Genomic DNA, 12,814 nt, shown 5'->3' with positions numbered 1-12,814 from the left:
CAATTCACACAATCCGCTCGAACTGCTCTGGCCAATCGCGCCGAGTGAACACCTGCCCCTCCTCCCTCACCCGCCGAACCTCCCCAAGATCCACATCACAGATCAGCCACCGGCTGCCTGGCGGATCGAGTTCCTCACTCAGCGCCACCACTCCATCCCCCGGCATCCCATGATCCGGCGGCACGAACAGCCCTGCCCGGCCAACATTTTCATCCAGCGCCGGCGACCAGGGCGCCAAGCCAACGGTCGGACTCTGCAACACCGCAACCTGGTTCTCCAACGCCCGTGCCTGAGCACCGATGCGCACCCGGTGATAACCCGCCACGGTGTCGGTACAGCTCGGCGCCAGAATCAAGTCGGCACCGCGCTCGGCCAAACGCCGGGCAAGCATGGGAAACTCATTGTCGTAGCAAATCAGAATCCCCATACGCCCGAGGTCAGTGTCGAACACCTGCAGCCCTTGGCCCGCCGTGATGCCCCACTGCTCCCGCTCGAAACGGGTCATCATCAGCTTGTCCTGATAGCCAAGCACCCCTTGAGGGCCAAACAACCAAGCCCGGTTGCGGTAGTGGCCAGCGCTGCCCTGAACCGGCAGGCTACCCGGTTGCAGATAGACACCCCAGCGCCGGGCGATCCCCTCGCACAGCGCCAGCCAAGGCTCGATCAGCGGCTGGATGCCGGCGATCGAAGCCTTCAGATCGCCACGCTGTTCGGCCGGCAACTGGCCGCTGAGCAGCAGCCCAGCGTACTCCGGCAGCAGCAACAACTGAGCTCCCGCCTCCACTGCCTCGGCGCACACCCCCTGCAAGTGGTCGGCATAGGCATCCCAGGTTTCATGCAACTCAATGGCGTACTGGCAAGCTGCAAGGCGAATCAAATGGGCAGCTCCTTGACCCAGAACGACATGATCTTTTCCGTGCTCTCCTGCTCATCCAGGTCACGCCAAGCGTAGCGAGTGCGCAGGGAAGGATCATGCAGGAAGCCGCGGTTGCGCCAGAATCCGTGCAACGGCTTGTAGTCCGCGGGCCGTCTCGGATGCACGCCGGGGCGCTCGACGGCGCAGAACGCGCAGGCGTCGAACTCGGCCAGTTTGTGCGCGTAGGACTCTCGCTCGATGAAAAAGCGCACGCCCAGGCCCTGCCCTCGGTATTGCGGCAGTACCAGCGACTCACCGAAGTAGTAGACGCTGGCAGGGTCGCGCCCCTGGGCCAGGAACGGCTGCTGGAATTCGGGCGCTACGTCCACCAGCGGCAGGCCGGTCGAGGCACCAACCACCTGGCCATGGTCCAGGGCCAACACCACCAGGCTGCGACCCGATCGGGCATAGCTTGCCAGGTAGTCGGCTTCGTACTCGGGAGTGCCGTCGTAGAGGTAGGGAAACTCGCGAAACACGGTCAGGCGCAGGCGAGCGAGGTCATCGATGTAAGGCGCGATAGCGGCGCCGTGCAACAGGCGTATTTCCATGCTTGGCGGTCGTTTTGTCGATGTGGATGACGCGCTCGGCTAAGCCGGGCTTGAGGGGAAACCCTATCATCCGAGCCAACGCACCGCCTTTCCCCAACACGACAGGTAATGTTCCATGACCGCTACCGAACTGGTAAATGCCTACTACGCCGCCTTCAATGCCGGCGACATGCCGAACTTTCTCGCCCTGCTCAGCGAAGACGTGATCCACGACATCAACCAGGGGGAGCGGCAGATGGGCAAGGCCAGGTTCGCCGCATTCATGGACAAGATGAACCGCTGCTACCGCGAGCGCCTGGCCGACATCGTGGTGATGCAGAATGCCGACGGCAGCCGGGCGGCGGCCGAGTTCACCGTGCACGGGGAGTACCTGGCCGATGACGAGGGGTTGCCGGCGGCGAATGGGCAAACCTATGTGCTGCCGGCGGGGGCGTTCTTCTACATTCACTGCGGGAAGATTGCCCGGGTGACCAACTACTACAACCTCAATGACTGGGTCGAACAGGTGGGGTGAATGTGAGCCCAGTAGGAGCGGCCTTGTGTCGCGAAAGGGCCGCAAAGCGGCCCCAGGTTTTAGAGTTGACGCATGAATTGCTGGGGCCGCTTTGCGGCCCTTTCGCGACACAAGGCCGCTCCTACACGGGCTACCTCTGTCAGACGATACGCGTCCCCAGCACCTTCAGAAACGCCGCCAACCACGCCGGATGCGCAGGCCACGCCGGCGCAGTCACCAGGTTGCCATCCACATGCGCCTGATCAATGGCAATATCGATGAACTTCCCACCCGCCAGGCGCACCTCCGGTGCACACGCCGGATACGCACTGCACTCGCGTCCTTCCAGCACGCCCGCCGCTGCCAGCAGTTGCGCCCCGTGGCACACCGCGGCAATCGGCTTGCCGGCCTGATCGAAGGCCTTGACCAGATCCAGCACCTTCTCGTCCAGGCGCAGGTACTCCGGGGCACGTCCACCGGGAATCAACAACGCATCGTAGCCCTCGGCACGCACGCGGACGAAGTCATGGTTCAGGGCAAAGTTGTGGCCCGGCTTCTCGCTGTAGGTCTGCTCGCCTTCGAAATCATGGATCGCCGTGCGCACGGTCTGCCCCGCGACCTTCTCCGGGCACACCGCATGCACGGTATGGCCCACCATGGTCAACGCCTGGAACGGCACCATCGCCTCGTAGTCCTCGACGTAGTCGCCCACCAGCATGAGAATCTTCTTCGCCGTCATCGCAGTCTCCCTCACCATTGCCTGTGAACAGTCACTGCACGATAGTCGCTGTCAGTCTCGTCGGTCGAGCAAATTGACCACCAGCCGGTCCAGCCAGCCCCACACCCGCTGCTTGACCCGCCGCCACAGGGGCCGGGCGTTCCAGTGATCGAGGTCGACCTCCTCGCTCAAGGCGAAATCACGCTCGAAGCTGGCCTGAACGGCGGCGGTCAACTGCGGGTCGAGTGCCTCGATGTTGGCCTCCAGGTTGAAGCGCAGGTTCCAGTGGTCGAAATTGCACGACCCGATGCTGACCCAGTCGTCGATCAACACCATTTTCAAGTGCAGGAAACAGGGCTGGTACTCATAAATTTTTACGCCGGCGCGCAGCAAGCGCGGGTAATAACGGTGCCCGGCATAACGCACGGAGGGGTGGTCGGTGCGTGGTCCGGTCAGCAACAGCCGCACATCGACCCCTTTGCTGGCGGCCCGGCGCAACGAACGGCGCACACTCCAGGTCGGCAGGAAATAAGGCGTGGCCAACCACACGCGCTGCTTGCCGCTGTTGAGCGCACGCACCAGCGAATGCAGGATGTCCTGGTGCTGGCGGGCGTCGGCATAGGCCACACGGCCCATACCCTGCCCTTGCGCCGGCACCTTGGGCAGGCGCGGCAGTCCGAAGCCTTCGGCGGGGCGCCAGGCGGTGCGACGGTTGTTGGCGTGCCACTGGCGGTCGAACAGCAACTGCCAGTCGCTCACTACCGCCCCTTGCATTTGCACCATCACTTCGTGCCACTCGCTGGTCGCCTCGTCGGGTGTCCAGAACTCGTCGGTGACACCCGTACCCCCCACCACCGCCCAGCGTTCGTCCACCAGCAGCAGCTTGCGATGGTCGCGGTACAGGTTGCGAAAACCACGCTTCCAGCGCAGGCGGTTGTACCAGCGCAGGTAGACGCCCGCCTCCAACAGGCGCTGGCGCAGGGCCGTGGTGAAGGCCAGCGATCCATAGTCGTCGAACAGGCACCGCACCTGCACACCGCGTCGCGCCGCCTGCTCCAGCACCTCGACCACCGCCTCGGCGCAAGCACCGGCCTCGACCAGGTACAGCTCAAGGTCAACCTGGAACTCCGCTTGCGCGATCGCCTGGAGCATGCGCGGAAAGAACTCGGGACCGTCGATCAGCAGTTCGAACTGGTTGCCATCCCGCCAGGGGAAGACCGGCCCCGGCATGTCAGCGGGCGTTGAAAATCAGCACCGCGTTGACCGGTACCGTGGGGTTGATGGACTTGAGCTTGGCGAACTTGCGCAGGCCTTCCAGACCGGGCAGCAAACCGAAGTCGTTGGCATTGAGGATCAGCGGTTCGAGCGTCACCACCTGGAACCGGCGCTCATCAAGACGGGTGGCCAGCAGCAGCGCGTTGTAGCTGTGGGACTGGCCCCGCAAGGTGACGGTAAGCGGCAGGCGCAGCTCGATCTGCGCACCGTTGGCCAGGTCATTGATGGGACGCAGGTCGATCTGTGCGTTCACCGAGGCTTCAGCGAAGCGATCGACTTCGAACAGGTCGTCGCGCATGCGCTCATCGCGCAGCGGGACGCCACTGCTGACCGAATCCACCTCGATACGCAGTGCCGCTGCACCCTTGCGATCCACCGAGCCATGCAAGACCAGGAAGCGATGAACCTCAGCGGTATCGCCGTTCTTGCCAGTGATGAACGACAAGCGGGAAGACTCGCCATCGAGGTGCCAGTTGGCATGGGCGGGAAGGCACAAAGCCAGCAGCAAGGCCGGCAGAAGACGGAGCAGCTTGAACATGACAGATCTCGTGAAACTTGACCGCCAACCTTAACCGCCCACCGTCATGGCAGCAAGCGGCAACCCTCGTGCGCGCCCTGCCAGGCCGCCCGGCTGCGCTGGCCCAGCCCGGTGGCGTTGACCACGCGCTGCTGGCTGTCTTCCTCCAGCTGACTCAAGGGTAGCCACTGTTTCACGTAACCGCGGCAATACCCTTGCTCGAAACCCATGACGAAGCGGCACGAGCAGTACTCCTTGGCCGAATAGGCCGACAGGATGCCGGGAAAATCCGCCAGCGCCTGACGCTCCAGCCAGGCCCAGCCGAGCAGCACGACGATTACCAGCAACGCCAGGCGCCTCATGTTCCCTCCCTGGCGAGCGCCACCAGCACCCGCTTGAGCAGCTCGTTATGGCTGTAGGCGCCATCGCGGTCATCGCCGTAGCGGACGATCACCAGCTTCTGCGTGGGCAGCACGTAAAGGGCCTGGCCCCAATGACCGAGGGCGGCGTAGGCATCTGCTGGTACATCGGGCCAAGGTCGTGCATGGCCCGGCAGCGGCTGGTTCAGCCACCAGTGGCCGCCAGGGTTGGCTTCACCAGGGACAGCCTGGGCCTGGGTAAACAGCCCACGGTTGAATGCCACCCAGCCTGCCGGCAACAACTGGCGCGCTTGCCAGCGCCCGTCGCGCTGCATCAGCAGGCCAATGCGTGCCAGGTCGCGGGCGCTGAGGTAGAGGTAGGAAGAACCGACAAACGTGCCAGTGCCATCGCGTTCCCAGACCGCGCTGTCGATGCCCAGCGGGGTGAACAGCGCCCGCCAGGGGTAGTCGGCATAGGTGCCTGCGTCGAGCATGCCACGCAAGGCGGCGGCCAGCAGGTTGCTGTCGCCGCTGGAGTAGAGAAAGCGCTGACCGGGTTTGTCGGCGGCAGGGTGCGCAGCGGTGTAGGCCGCCATATCATGGCGCCCACGCGTGTAAAGCATGGCCACCACCGAGGACTTCAACGGCGCGTATTCGTAGTCTTCCTGCCATTGCAGGCCACTGGCCCAGTGCAGCAGGTCGGCCATGCGCACATCAGGGTGGGCCTGCATGGGTAGGTAGAAGCGCGCTATCGGGTCCTGCAGGGTGAAGCGCCCTTCTGCCTGGGCCACACCCAGCACCGTGGCCAGCACACTCTTGCTCACCGACCAGGTGAGGTGGGCGGTTTGGGCGGTGGTGGGTGCGCTGTAGCGTTCATGGACGATGCGGCCATCGCGGATGATGAGCAGGGCGTCGGTACGGATGCCGCTGCGATCGCTGGCGTTGCGTTGCGGGAAGGCGTAGGTATCGACGGATTGCCAGTCGCTGTTGCTATCAATGATTGGCCAGTCGGGTTCGGGCCAGTCTTCGGCCCAGGCAGGCAGGATGGTCAGGCCGATGATGGCCAGCAGGGTCTTGAGCATAGGGTTTGCCTTGTTGGGGCCGCTTCGCGCCCCATCGCCGGCAAGCCGGCTCCCACAAGTACAGCGTCGTCCTCAATCGGTGGGAGCCGGCTTGCCGGCGATGGGCTGCGAAGCAGCCCCAGATTCAAAAAGATGGCACAGCCTCTCAATCTTTCATGACAACCCTTCGGCCGCCCAAGCCTTGGCCAGGCGTTTCTCCCGTGCGGCAGTGGCCAACGCCAGCACGCCCTGGTCCCGCTGCCACAGTTGCGACCACTGCGCCGGCCCCGCCAACAGGGCCTTGTCGATCACCCCGCGCAGCGCCTGAAACTGCGCAAACAATCCACCCAGCAACAAATGGCAGCCCACGCTATCGGCGCACTGCCGGCTACCTTCGGCACAGCCCGCCAGCAACCCCAGCAGACGTAAGCGCAAGTCCTGCGGCCAGCCACACTCCTGGCCGACGCCATACAACCAGGCGGTCAACGCCGCCAGCACGTACAAATCTTCCAGCGAACGGAACGGCTTGACGTAGGCATCCCAACCGTCGCCCGCCAGCAGCTCGCAACCCGCTTCCTGCAAGCGCAGCCGCCCATGCCCCACTTCAGGCATCAACGGCAAGGTAGGCAGTGCCTCCAATGTCACCCCCGGCTCACCGGGATAGACCACCGCCAGGTTCAACCTCGGCCCCTCACCCGGCCCTTCGCTGCGCGCCGCCACCAGCAGCCATTCGGCATCCAGCCCGGCGGTGACGAAGTCCTTGCTGCCAGTGAGGCGCAACCCTTCAAGGCGCGTCTGCATGTCCGCCGGGCGCACGCTGCGCCGCTCGGTGGCGCACAGCGCGCCAAGGCTGGCCGGGGCACTGGGCCAGAGCACCCGCAGGGCCGCCTGGTAACCGATCAGGAAAGCCAGGCCAGGGGTGGCCATGGCGCGCCCGCCCAGCACCGCCAGTTCGAACGGGCAGACCGCGCCAAGACGTTCGAGCTGCGCGCTGTAAGTCTCGCCCAAGGTGCCAGCCAGCGGCTGTCGCAGGGGGTCGTTGAGTCGTTGCAACCAAGCCATCGCATGCTCCTCGTGGGGCTCTGGGGGCTGTCACGCAAGCATCACCAAAGGTTCACCGCCGTGACACCGCGCCTGCCTAGGCTGACTTTGCACAACAAAGCCGACCGGCCGCAACCCTTCATGGCTGGCTTATGGAGACTCGCAATGACTCGGATCGCTCACCCTGGCGACAACAGCACTGAACGCCGTCTGCAAGCCGAACGCCTGATTGGAGCAACCGCCCTGCACGAAGCGCAGGCGCTGCGCTACAAAGTGTTCAGCGCGGAATTCAAGGCCAAGCTCAAAGGCGCCGAACAGGGCCTGGACATGGACGATTACGACGTACATTGCCGCCACATTGGTGTGCGTGACCTGAGCACCGGCGAGCTGGTGGCCACCACCCGCCTGCTCGACCACCAGGCCGCCAGCAGCCTGGGGCGTTTCTACAGCGAAGAAGAGTTCAGCCTGCATGGCCTGTTGCAACTGCAAGGCCCTATCCTTGAACTGGGGCGCACCTGCGTCGACTCGGACTACCGCAACGGTGGCACCATCGCCGTGCTCTGGGGCGAGCTGGCCGAGGTGCTCAACGAAGGCCGCTACAGCTACCTGATGGGTTGCGCCAGCATCCCGATGCAGGATGGCGGCGTGCAAGCCCACGCGGTCATGCAACGCCTGCGCGAACGTTACCTGTGCACCGAGCACCTGCGCGCCGAGCCTAAGAACCCCTTGCCCAGCCTGGCGCTGCCGACCAACGTCATCGCCGAAATGCCACCGCTGCTCAAGGCCTACATGCGCCTGGGCGCGAAGATTTGCGGCGAACCCTGCTGGGACGAGGACTTCCAGGTGGCCGATGTATTCATTCTGCTCAAGCGTGACGACCTTTGCCCACGCTACGCACGCCACTTCAAGGCGGCAGTCTGATGCCCAGGCTGCGGGTGCTCGCCCGCCTCTGCCGGCTGCTGCTGGTGCTGCTCTGGGGCACGCTCATGGCCAGCGTCATCGCCCTGGGCGAGCGCTTAGGGTTCAAGGCCCCCCTGGAACGCCGGCAGCGCTGGACCTGCCGATTCATGAAGCACCTGGTCGCCGCCCTGCCCTTCGACGTGCGCGTGAAGGGTGTGGTGCCGCAACGGCCGATGCTGTGGGTCAGCAACCACGTCTCCTGGACCGACATTCCCCTGCTCGGCATGCTGATGCCGCTGTCGTTCCTGTCCAAGGCCGAAGTACGCCGCTGGCCGCTGGCCGGTTGGCTGGCGGAACAGGCCGGCACGCTGTTCATACGCCGTGGGGGTGGCGACAGCCAGCGCTTGCGTGAACAGATCAGCGAACAGCTCGGCCAGGAAAGGCCGCTGCTGATCTTCCCTGAAGGCACCACCACCGACGGGCGCCAGCTGCGCACCTTCCACGGCCGCTTGCTGGCCGGTGCCATCGATCAGGGTGTGGCGCTGCAGCCAGTGGCCATTGAGTATCTGCGCAAGGGCGAGACGGACCTGATTGCGCCATTCATTGGCGATGACGATCTGGTTTCTCACCTGCTGCGACTGTTCGCCGAGCCTCGCGGTGAGGTGTGCATTCACTTGTTGCAGCCGATCAGCAGTGTGGACAAGGAGCGTGCGGCGTTGGCGTTTCAGGCGCAGCAAGCAATTCACATGGCGTTGTTTGGGGTTGAGGAGGTTGAGGTGGCGCCGCGCAGGCAGGCTCGGGCTGCTTGATAGTGTTGCCTGTACTGGCCTCATCGCCGGCAAGCCGGCGATGAGGCCCGCCCCGACGCCGCAAACGCCTGCAACTGCGGGTAGAACTCACGGAAATCCGCAAGCAAAGGCTCATACAACCGCTCCAGCTCGCCCATCACTCCGGCCATTCCTTCCGGCCGCGACAAGCGCCGGGCAATCCCCTTGTATACCTGCTCCAGGGTAGCGAAATCGCCATAAGCCCCCAGCCAGTCATCGGCCGCCATGAACGGCGCAATCCGCGCCAGCCGACCGGGCAACGCCGGTTCCGCCAGCAGCACTCGATAAAAATCACCGGTGAATTGCGCCAGCGGCTGTTCGGCGTAATCCCCCCAGTGGCGCGCCAGACAATGATCGAAGAACACATCCAGGACGATCCCGGCAAACCGCCGCCGCTCGCGCGGAAATCGCGCCAGCGCCGCCAATACCAGCGGATGCTGATCGGTGTAACTGTCGATATGCCGGTGCAAGCGGATGGACGCTTCAAGGGCAGGCGGAAACCGCCCCTCCAGCGATCCTTTGACGAAGTCGCCATACAGGCTGCCAAGCAGTTGTTGCGGCGCAGGGCCGCCCAGGTGCAGATGTGCGAGGTAGTTCATGCCCGCAGTTTAGCACCGGCCTCATGCATATCGTTATAACGCGATATAGCGATTCGTGCTCAGCTCAGAGCCTATTCATATTTCGATATCGAGAATTTCCGATTTATATTTCGTCTCATCGCGATATACCGGTACATCACAAGTGACGACCATGCCCATAGATCTCGACGAAATCATCAAAGCCCTGGCCCATCCGGTCCGGCGCGAAATCCTCCACTGGCTGAAAGACCCGGCCGCGCAATTTCCTGACCAGCACCACAGCACCGCGCAGGGCGTCTGTGCCGGGCAGATCGATCAACGCTGCGGCCTGTCGCAGTCGACCGTCTCCGCCCACCTGGCCACGTTGCAGCGGGCCGGCCTTATCAGCAGCCAGAAGATCGGCCAATGGCACTTCTTCAAACGTAACGAAGCCACGGTCCAGGCATTTCTCGAACAACTGCGCCAAGCGCTCTGACAAGGCAGGTAACCTTTATGACTACGCTTTTCGATCCGATCACGCTGGGCGACGTGCAACTGCCCAACCGCATCATCATGGCGCCGCTGACCCGCTGCCGCGCCGACGAAGGCCGGGTGCCCAACGCGCTGATGGCCGAGTACTACGTGCAGCGCGCCAGCGCCGGGCTGATCCTCAGTGAAGCGACCTCGGTGACGCCGATGGGTGTCGGCTACCCGGACACCCCGGGCATCTGGAACGACCAGCAGGTACGTGGCTGGAACAATGTCACCAAGGCCGTGCACGCCGCTGGCGGGCGGATTTTCCTGCAGCTGTGGCACGTCGGCCGCATCTCCCACCCCAGCTACCTGAACGGTGAGCTGCCGGTGGCGCCCAGTGCGATCCAGCCCAAGGGCCATGTCAGCCTGGTACGCCCGATCACCGAGTACCCCACCCCACGCGCGTTGGAAACCGAAGAGATCGCCGACATCGTAGAGGCCTACCGAAGCGGCGCCGAGAACGCCAAGGCGGCAGGCTTCGATGGTGTGGAAATTCACGGTGCCAACGGCTACCTGCTCGATCAGTTCCTGCAGAGCAGCACCAATCAGCGCACCGACCGCTACGGTGGCTCGCTGGAAAACCGTGCGCGACTGCTGCTGGAAGTGACCGACGCGGCCATCGAAGTGTGGGGCGCGGGACGGGTGGGCGTGCACCTGGCACCGCGAGCCGACTCGCATGACATGGGCGACGCCGACCGCGCCGAAACCTTCACCTATGTGGCGCGGGAGCTGGGCAAGCGCGGCATCGCCTTCATCTGCTCGCGAGAGAAGCAAGCCGACGACAGCATTGGCTCGCTGATCAAGGCAGCATTTGGTGGCCCGTATATCGTCAACGAACGGTTCGACAAGGCCAGTGCCAGTGCGGCGCTGGCCAGTGGCAAGGCGGATGCGGTGGCGTTTGGCGTGCCCTTCATTGCCAACCCGGACCTGCCGGCGCGGTTGGCGGCGGATGCGCCGCTGAACCAGGCGCATCCGGAGACCTTCTATGCCAGGGGGCCGGTGGGGTATATCGATTATCCGCGGATGTGAGCGAGATTGCCGGGGCCGCTTCGCGGCCCTTTCGCGACACAAGGCCGCTCCTACAGGCGACTGCGATCATCTGTAGGAGCGGCCTTGTGTCGCGAAAGGAGGGCAAAGCCCTCCCCTGCAATCTCAAGGTCGGGCATTGATCTGCTTCTGCAGGTTCTGAATCTGACTCTGCAGGGTATTGATATTGCGCGTGGTCTGCCCACGGAACGCATCGAACTCCTGCACCGATGCGCCACCGGAAGCCGCTGCCGGTCGGTTGTCGATCTGGCTCTTCAGCACCAGCACGTCCTGCTCCAGGCTATCGATGGCCGCCTTCTGGTTACCCTGCTTCTTCAGCGCCGCAACTTCATCGTTCAGGCTCTTGAGCTGCCCATCCAGCTTGCCGCCATCCACCTGTCCCGACTTCAACGCCGCCAGTTCACCATTCACGGCTTTCAACTGCGCCTGCAGCTGGGTTTGCAACTCGGTCACAGCTTTCTGCTGCTCTCGGGTATCGGCCAGCACCTGCTCCAGACGCTTGCCCAGGTCACCCGTCTGCCCCGCCACGCCCTGCTGCTGCTTGCCCTGCTCGGCCAGGTTGGCCTGCAACTGGCGAATCTGCAGTTTCAACGCCTCGCTGCCGGTATTGACCGTCGATTCGCTGGCATCGACCTTGCCGCTGATGGCCTGCAAACGCCCGGCGGCTTCTTCACTGATGCGTGCGAAGCTTTCCTGGGTCGCCACCAGTTGCTGCTCCATCAGCGAGATCTGCTGGAAACTCCACCAGCCCAGACCCGCCAGCGCGATGAACGACGCCCCCAGCAGCGCCCAGAGCGGGCCGGTACTGACCGGTTTGGCAGCTTTCTGACGGCTGCGCGAAACGTGCGCAGGCAGCAGTTCGTCATCATCAGGGGTACCGGCCCGCAAAGTGGGCACATCATCGAAATCGTCGTGGGCATCGTTACGCATGGGTAGTTTCAACCACAGTAATAGCAAAGAGGCATGAGTATAAACCGCTCGCGCGGCGCATTGATGACCATCATCCGCGCGCCAGGTTCACTGGTTAAGGGGCTGATGCCTCCACCAGGCGCAAAATTCATCCAGCGCCGACCATAGGCTGACTTTGGGCTGGTAGTCGAGGTACTGGCGAGCGCGACTGATATCCAGGGTGAAATCACGGCTCATCACCTGCATCCCCAAACGCGACAGCGTCGGCTGCGGACGCCCAGGCCAAAGCATGCAGGCGCCCTCGTTCAGCGCTGCCAGGCTGTAGGCCAGGCCGTATGAACGGTAACGGGTCACCTGGGGCAATTGCATCTGGCGCATCACGTAGTTCACCACGTCCCACAGCGGCAGCGGATGACCGTTGCTGATGTTGTAGGCCTGCCCCAGGGCACGGTCTTCGGCGAACAGCGCGCTGAGCAACGCCTCGTTGAGGTTGTGCACACTGGTGAAGTCGACCTTGTTCAGGCCGTTGCCGATGATCGCTACGCGGCCCTTGCGCTGCATCTGCATCAGCCGCGGAAAAATACTGGCGTCACCGGCCCCGGTGACGAAGCGCGGGCGCAGCGACAGTACCTCCAGGCCGAACTCCTGGGCACCGAACACCTTCTGCTCGGCGAGGTACTTGGTCTGCGCATAGTGGTCATGGAAGCGGCGCGGCACCTGGTCTTCACGGATATCCACACGCGACCGGCCGTTGAAATAGATCGACGGCGATGACAAGTGCACCAGGCGGCGCACATGTTCCTTGAGGCAACCCTCGACGACGTTCTCCGTGACCACCACATTGCCCTGGTGAAAGTCCTGGTAACGCCCCCAATTACCCACCGCGCCCGCGCAATGCACCACGGCCTCGACGCCCTGGCACAGGCGCCGGGCCAGCTCGGCATCACCCAGGTCGCCGGGGATGAACTGCGCGCCGCGCTTGACCAGGTGCTCCACCCCCTCGGCGCGTCGACCGCTGACCCGCACGTCCAGGCCCTGCTCCAGGGCAAAACGCGCAAAGCGCCCGCCAATGAAGCCGCTCGCGCCAGTGACCAGAATTCGCATGTATGACT

The 12,814-nt window shown here is 63.9% G+C and carries 16 protein-coding genes; 5 read left to right on the top strand and 11 right to left on the bottom strand.

From position 1 onward, the window contains the following. Positions 1-4: 4 nt before the first annotated feature. On the bottom strand, positions 5-877 hold the full coding sequence (locus tag ACIPZB_RS13535) for a carbon-nitrogen hydrolase family protein (protein ID WP_400640653.1): 873 nt from the start codon (positions 875-877) through the stop codon (positions 5-7). Further along, positions 874-1,464, bottom strand: a complete 591-nt coding sequence (locus tag ACIPZB_RS13530) for a GNAT family acetyltransferase (RefSeq protein WP_400640652.1) — start codon at positions 1,462-1,464, stop codon at positions 874-876. The genes ACIPZB_RS13535 and ACIPZB_RS13530 overlap by 4 nt, the downstream gene beginning before the upstream one ends. Before the next feature lie 115 nt (positions 1,465-1,579). On the opposite strand from ACIPZB_RS13530, the gene ACIPZB_RS13525 reads away from it, so the two are divergent. Continuing rightward, positions 1,580-1,978 carry a nuclear transport factor 2 family protein gene (locus ACIPZB_RS13525; protein ID WP_400640651.1) on the top strand — a complete coding sequence of 133 codons (399 nt, stop codon included), beginning with the start codon at positions 1,580-1,582 and terminating at the stop codon, positions 1,976-1,978. Between the two features lie 139 nt (positions 1,979-2,117). On the opposite strand, the gene ACIPZB_RS13520 is transcribed toward ACIPZB_RS13525, so the two are convergent. The 6 genes from ACIPZB_RS13520 to ACIPZB_RS13495 form a co-directional block, all read right to left on the bottom strand. Next, positions 2,118-2,696 carry a DJ-1/PfpI family protein gene (locus tag ACIPZB_RS13520; protein WP_400640649.1) on the bottom strand — a complete coding sequence of 193 codons (579 nt, stop codon included), beginning with the start codon at positions 2,694-2,696 and terminating at the stop codon, positions 2,118-2,120. Between the two features lie 51 nt (positions 2,697-2,747). Next, positions 2,748-3,905, bottom strand: coding sequence for a phosphatidylserine/phosphatidylglycerophosphate/cardiolipin synthase family protein (locus ACIPZB_RS13515; protein ID WP_400640648.1), 1,158 nt, complete (start codon positions 3,903-3,905; stop codon positions 2,748-2,750). 1 nt (position 3,906) lies between these two features. Further along, the gene (locus ACIPZB_RS13510; protein WP_400640647.1) at positions 3,907-4,488 is read right to left on the bottom strand and encodes a YceI family protein; all 582 of its coding nucleotides are present in this window, start codon (positions 4,486-4,488) and stop codon (positions 3,907-3,909) included. Positions 4,489-4,532: 44 nt separating this feature from the next. Further along, positions 4,533-4,829: an amidase gene (locus ACIPZB_RS13505; RefSeq protein WP_400640645.1), complete on the bottom strand. Its 297-nt coding sequence runs from the start codon at positions 4,827-4,829 to the stop codon at positions 4,533-4,535. Next, positions 4,826-5,908 carry a serine hydrolase domain-containing protein gene (locus ACIPZB_RS13500; protein ID WP_400640644.1) on the bottom strand — a complete coding sequence of 361 codons (1,083 nt, stop codon included), beginning with the start codon at positions 5,906-5,908 and terminating at the stop codon, positions 4,826-4,828. The genes ACIPZB_RS13505 and ACIPZB_RS13500 overlap by 4 nt, the downstream gene beginning before the upstream one ends. A 153-nt stretch (positions 5,909-6,061) precedes the next feature. Beyond that, on the bottom strand, positions 6,062-6,949 hold the full coding sequence (locus ACIPZB_RS13495) for an acyl-CoA dehydrogenase (protein WP_400640642.1): 888 nt from the start codon (positions 6,947-6,949) through the stop codon (positions 6,062-6,064). 144 nt (positions 6,950-7,093) lie between these two features. Here ACIPZB_RS13495 and olsB point away from each other — a divergent pair, with 144 nt between their 5' ends. After that, positions 7,094-7,849, top strand: a complete 756-nt coding sequence (olsB, locus tag ACIPZB_RS13490; protein WP_400640640.1) for an L-ornithine N(alpha)-acyltransferase — start codon at positions 7,094-7,096, stop codon at positions 7,847-7,849. Next, positions 7,849-8,637 (top strand): lysophospholipid acyltransferase family protein, encoded by a 789-nt coding sequence (locus tag ACIPZB_RS13485; RefSeq protein ID WP_400640638.1) that lies wholly within the window; start codon positions 7,849-7,851, stop codon positions 8,635-8,637. The genes olsB and ACIPZB_RS13485 overlap by 1 nt, the downstream gene beginning before the upstream one ends. Positions 8,638-8,657: 20 nt before the next feature. Here ACIPZB_RS13485 and ACIPZB_RS13480 read toward each other — a convergent pair whose 3' ends face one another. Beyond that, positions 8,658-9,254: an ACP phosphodiesterase gene (locus tag ACIPZB_RS13480; protein ID WP_400640636.1), complete on the bottom strand. Its 597-nt coding sequence runs from the start codon at positions 9,252-9,254 to the stop codon at positions 8,658-8,660. A 151-nt stretch (positions 9,255-9,405) separates the two neighbouring features. Here ACIPZB_RS13480 and ACIPZB_RS13475 point away from each other — a divergent pair, with 151 nt between their 5' ends. Together ACIPZB_RS13475 and ACIPZB_RS13470 are read left to right on the top strand one after the other, a co-directional pair. Next, positions 9,406-9,708 (top strand): helix-turn-helix transcriptional regulator, encoded by a 303-nt coding sequence (locus tag ACIPZB_RS13475; protein WP_008090250.1) that lies wholly within the window; start codon positions 9,406-9,408, stop codon positions 9,706-9,708. 17 nt (positions 9,709-9,725) lie between these two features. Further along, on the top strand, positions 9,726-10,775 hold the full coding sequence (locus tag ACIPZB_RS13470; protein ID WP_400640634.1) for an alkene reductase: 1,050 nt from the start codon (positions 9,726-9,728) through the stop codon (positions 10,773-10,775). 123 nt (positions 10,776-10,898) lie between these two features. Here ACIPZB_RS13470 and ACIPZB_RS13465 read toward each other — a convergent pair whose 3' ends face one another. Both ACIPZB_RS13465 and ACIPZB_RS13460 read right to left on the bottom strand, forming a co-directional pair. Continuing rightward, on the bottom strand, positions 10,899-11,723 hold the full coding sequence (locus ACIPZB_RS13465; protein WP_400640632.1) for an ATPase: 825 nt from the start codon (positions 11,721-11,723) through the stop codon (positions 10,899-10,901). A gap of 87 nt (positions 11,724-11,810) precedes the next feature. After that, positions 11,811-12,806, bottom strand: a complete 996-nt coding sequence (locus tag ACIPZB_RS13460) for an NAD-dependent epimerase/dehydratase family protein (RefSeq protein ID WP_400640630.1) — start codon at positions 12,804-12,806, stop codon at positions 11,811-11,813. Positions 12,807-12,814 lie beyond the last annotated feature (8 nt).

The sequence above is a fragment of the Pseudomonas sp. NPDC089396 genome (assembly GCF_044749545.1).
Taxonomy (GTDB): domain Bacteria; phylum Pseudomonadota; class Gammaproteobacteria; order Pseudomonadales; family Pseudomonadaceae; genus Aquipseudomonas.
Note: the sequence above shows the minus strand (reverse complement) of the source record. Positions and strands in the feature narration are given on the sequence as shown.

Coding starts and splice junctions, on each gene's coding strand:
- ACIPZB_RS13530 (WP_400640652.1), bottom strand. CDS start 1,464: ATGGAAATACGCCTGTTGCACGGCGCCGCTATCGCGCCTTACATCGAT.
- ACIPZB_RS13525 (WP_400640651.1), top strand. CDS start 1,580: ATGACCGCTACCGAACTGGTAAATGCCTACTACGCCGCCTTCAATGCC.
- ACIPZB_RS13520 (WP_400640649.1), bottom strand. CDS start 2,696: ATGACGGCGAAGAAGATTCTCATGCTGGTGGGCGACTACGTCGAGGAC.
- ACIPZB_RS13515 (WP_400640648.1), bottom strand. CDS start 3,905: ATGCCGGGGCCGGTCTTCCCCTGGCGGGATGGCAACCAGTTCGAACTG.
- ACIPZB_RS13510 (WP_400640647.1), bottom strand. CDS start 4,488: ATGTTCAAGCTGCTCCGTCTTCTGCCGGCCTTGCTGCTGGCTTTGTGC.
- ACIPZB_RS13505 (WP_400640645.1), bottom strand. CDS start 4,829: ATGAGGCGCCTGGCGTTGCTGGTAATCGTCGTGCTGCTCGGCTGGGCC.
- ACIPZB_RS13500 (WP_400640644.1), bottom strand. CDS start 5,908: ATGCTCAAGACCCTGCTGGCCATCATCGGCCTGACCATCCTGCCTGCC.
- ACIPZB_RS13495 (WP_400640642.1), bottom strand. CDS start 6,949: ATGGCTTGGTTGCAACGACTCAACGACCCCCTGCGACAGCCGCTGGCT.
- olsB (WP_400640640.1), top strand. CDS start 7,094: ATGACTCGGATCGCTCACCCTGGCGACAACAGCACTGAACGCCGTCTG.
- ACIPZB_RS13485 (WP_400640638.1), top strand. CDS start 7,849: ATGCCCAGGCTGCGGGTGCTCGCCCGCCTCTGCCGGCTGCTGCTGGTG.
- ACIPZB_RS13480 (WP_400640636.1), bottom strand. CDS start 9,254: ATGAACTACCTCGCACATCTGCACCTGGGCGGCCCTGCGCCGCAACAA.
- ACIPZB_RS13475 (WP_008090250.1), top strand. CDS start 9,406: ATGCCCATAGATCTCGACGAAATCATCAAAGCCCTGGCCCATCCGGTC.
- ACIPZB_RS13470 (WP_400640634.1), top strand. CDS start 9,726: ATGACTACGCTTTTCGATCCGATCACGCTGGGCGACGTGCAACTGCCC.
- ACIPZB_RS13465 (WP_400640632.1), bottom strand. CDS start 11,723: ATGCGTAACGATGCCCACGACGATTTCGATGATGTGCCCACTTTGCGG.
- ACIPZB_RS13460 (WP_400640630.1), bottom strand. CDS start 12,806: ATGCGAATTCTGGTCACTGGCGCGAGCGGCTTCATTGGCGGGCGCTTT.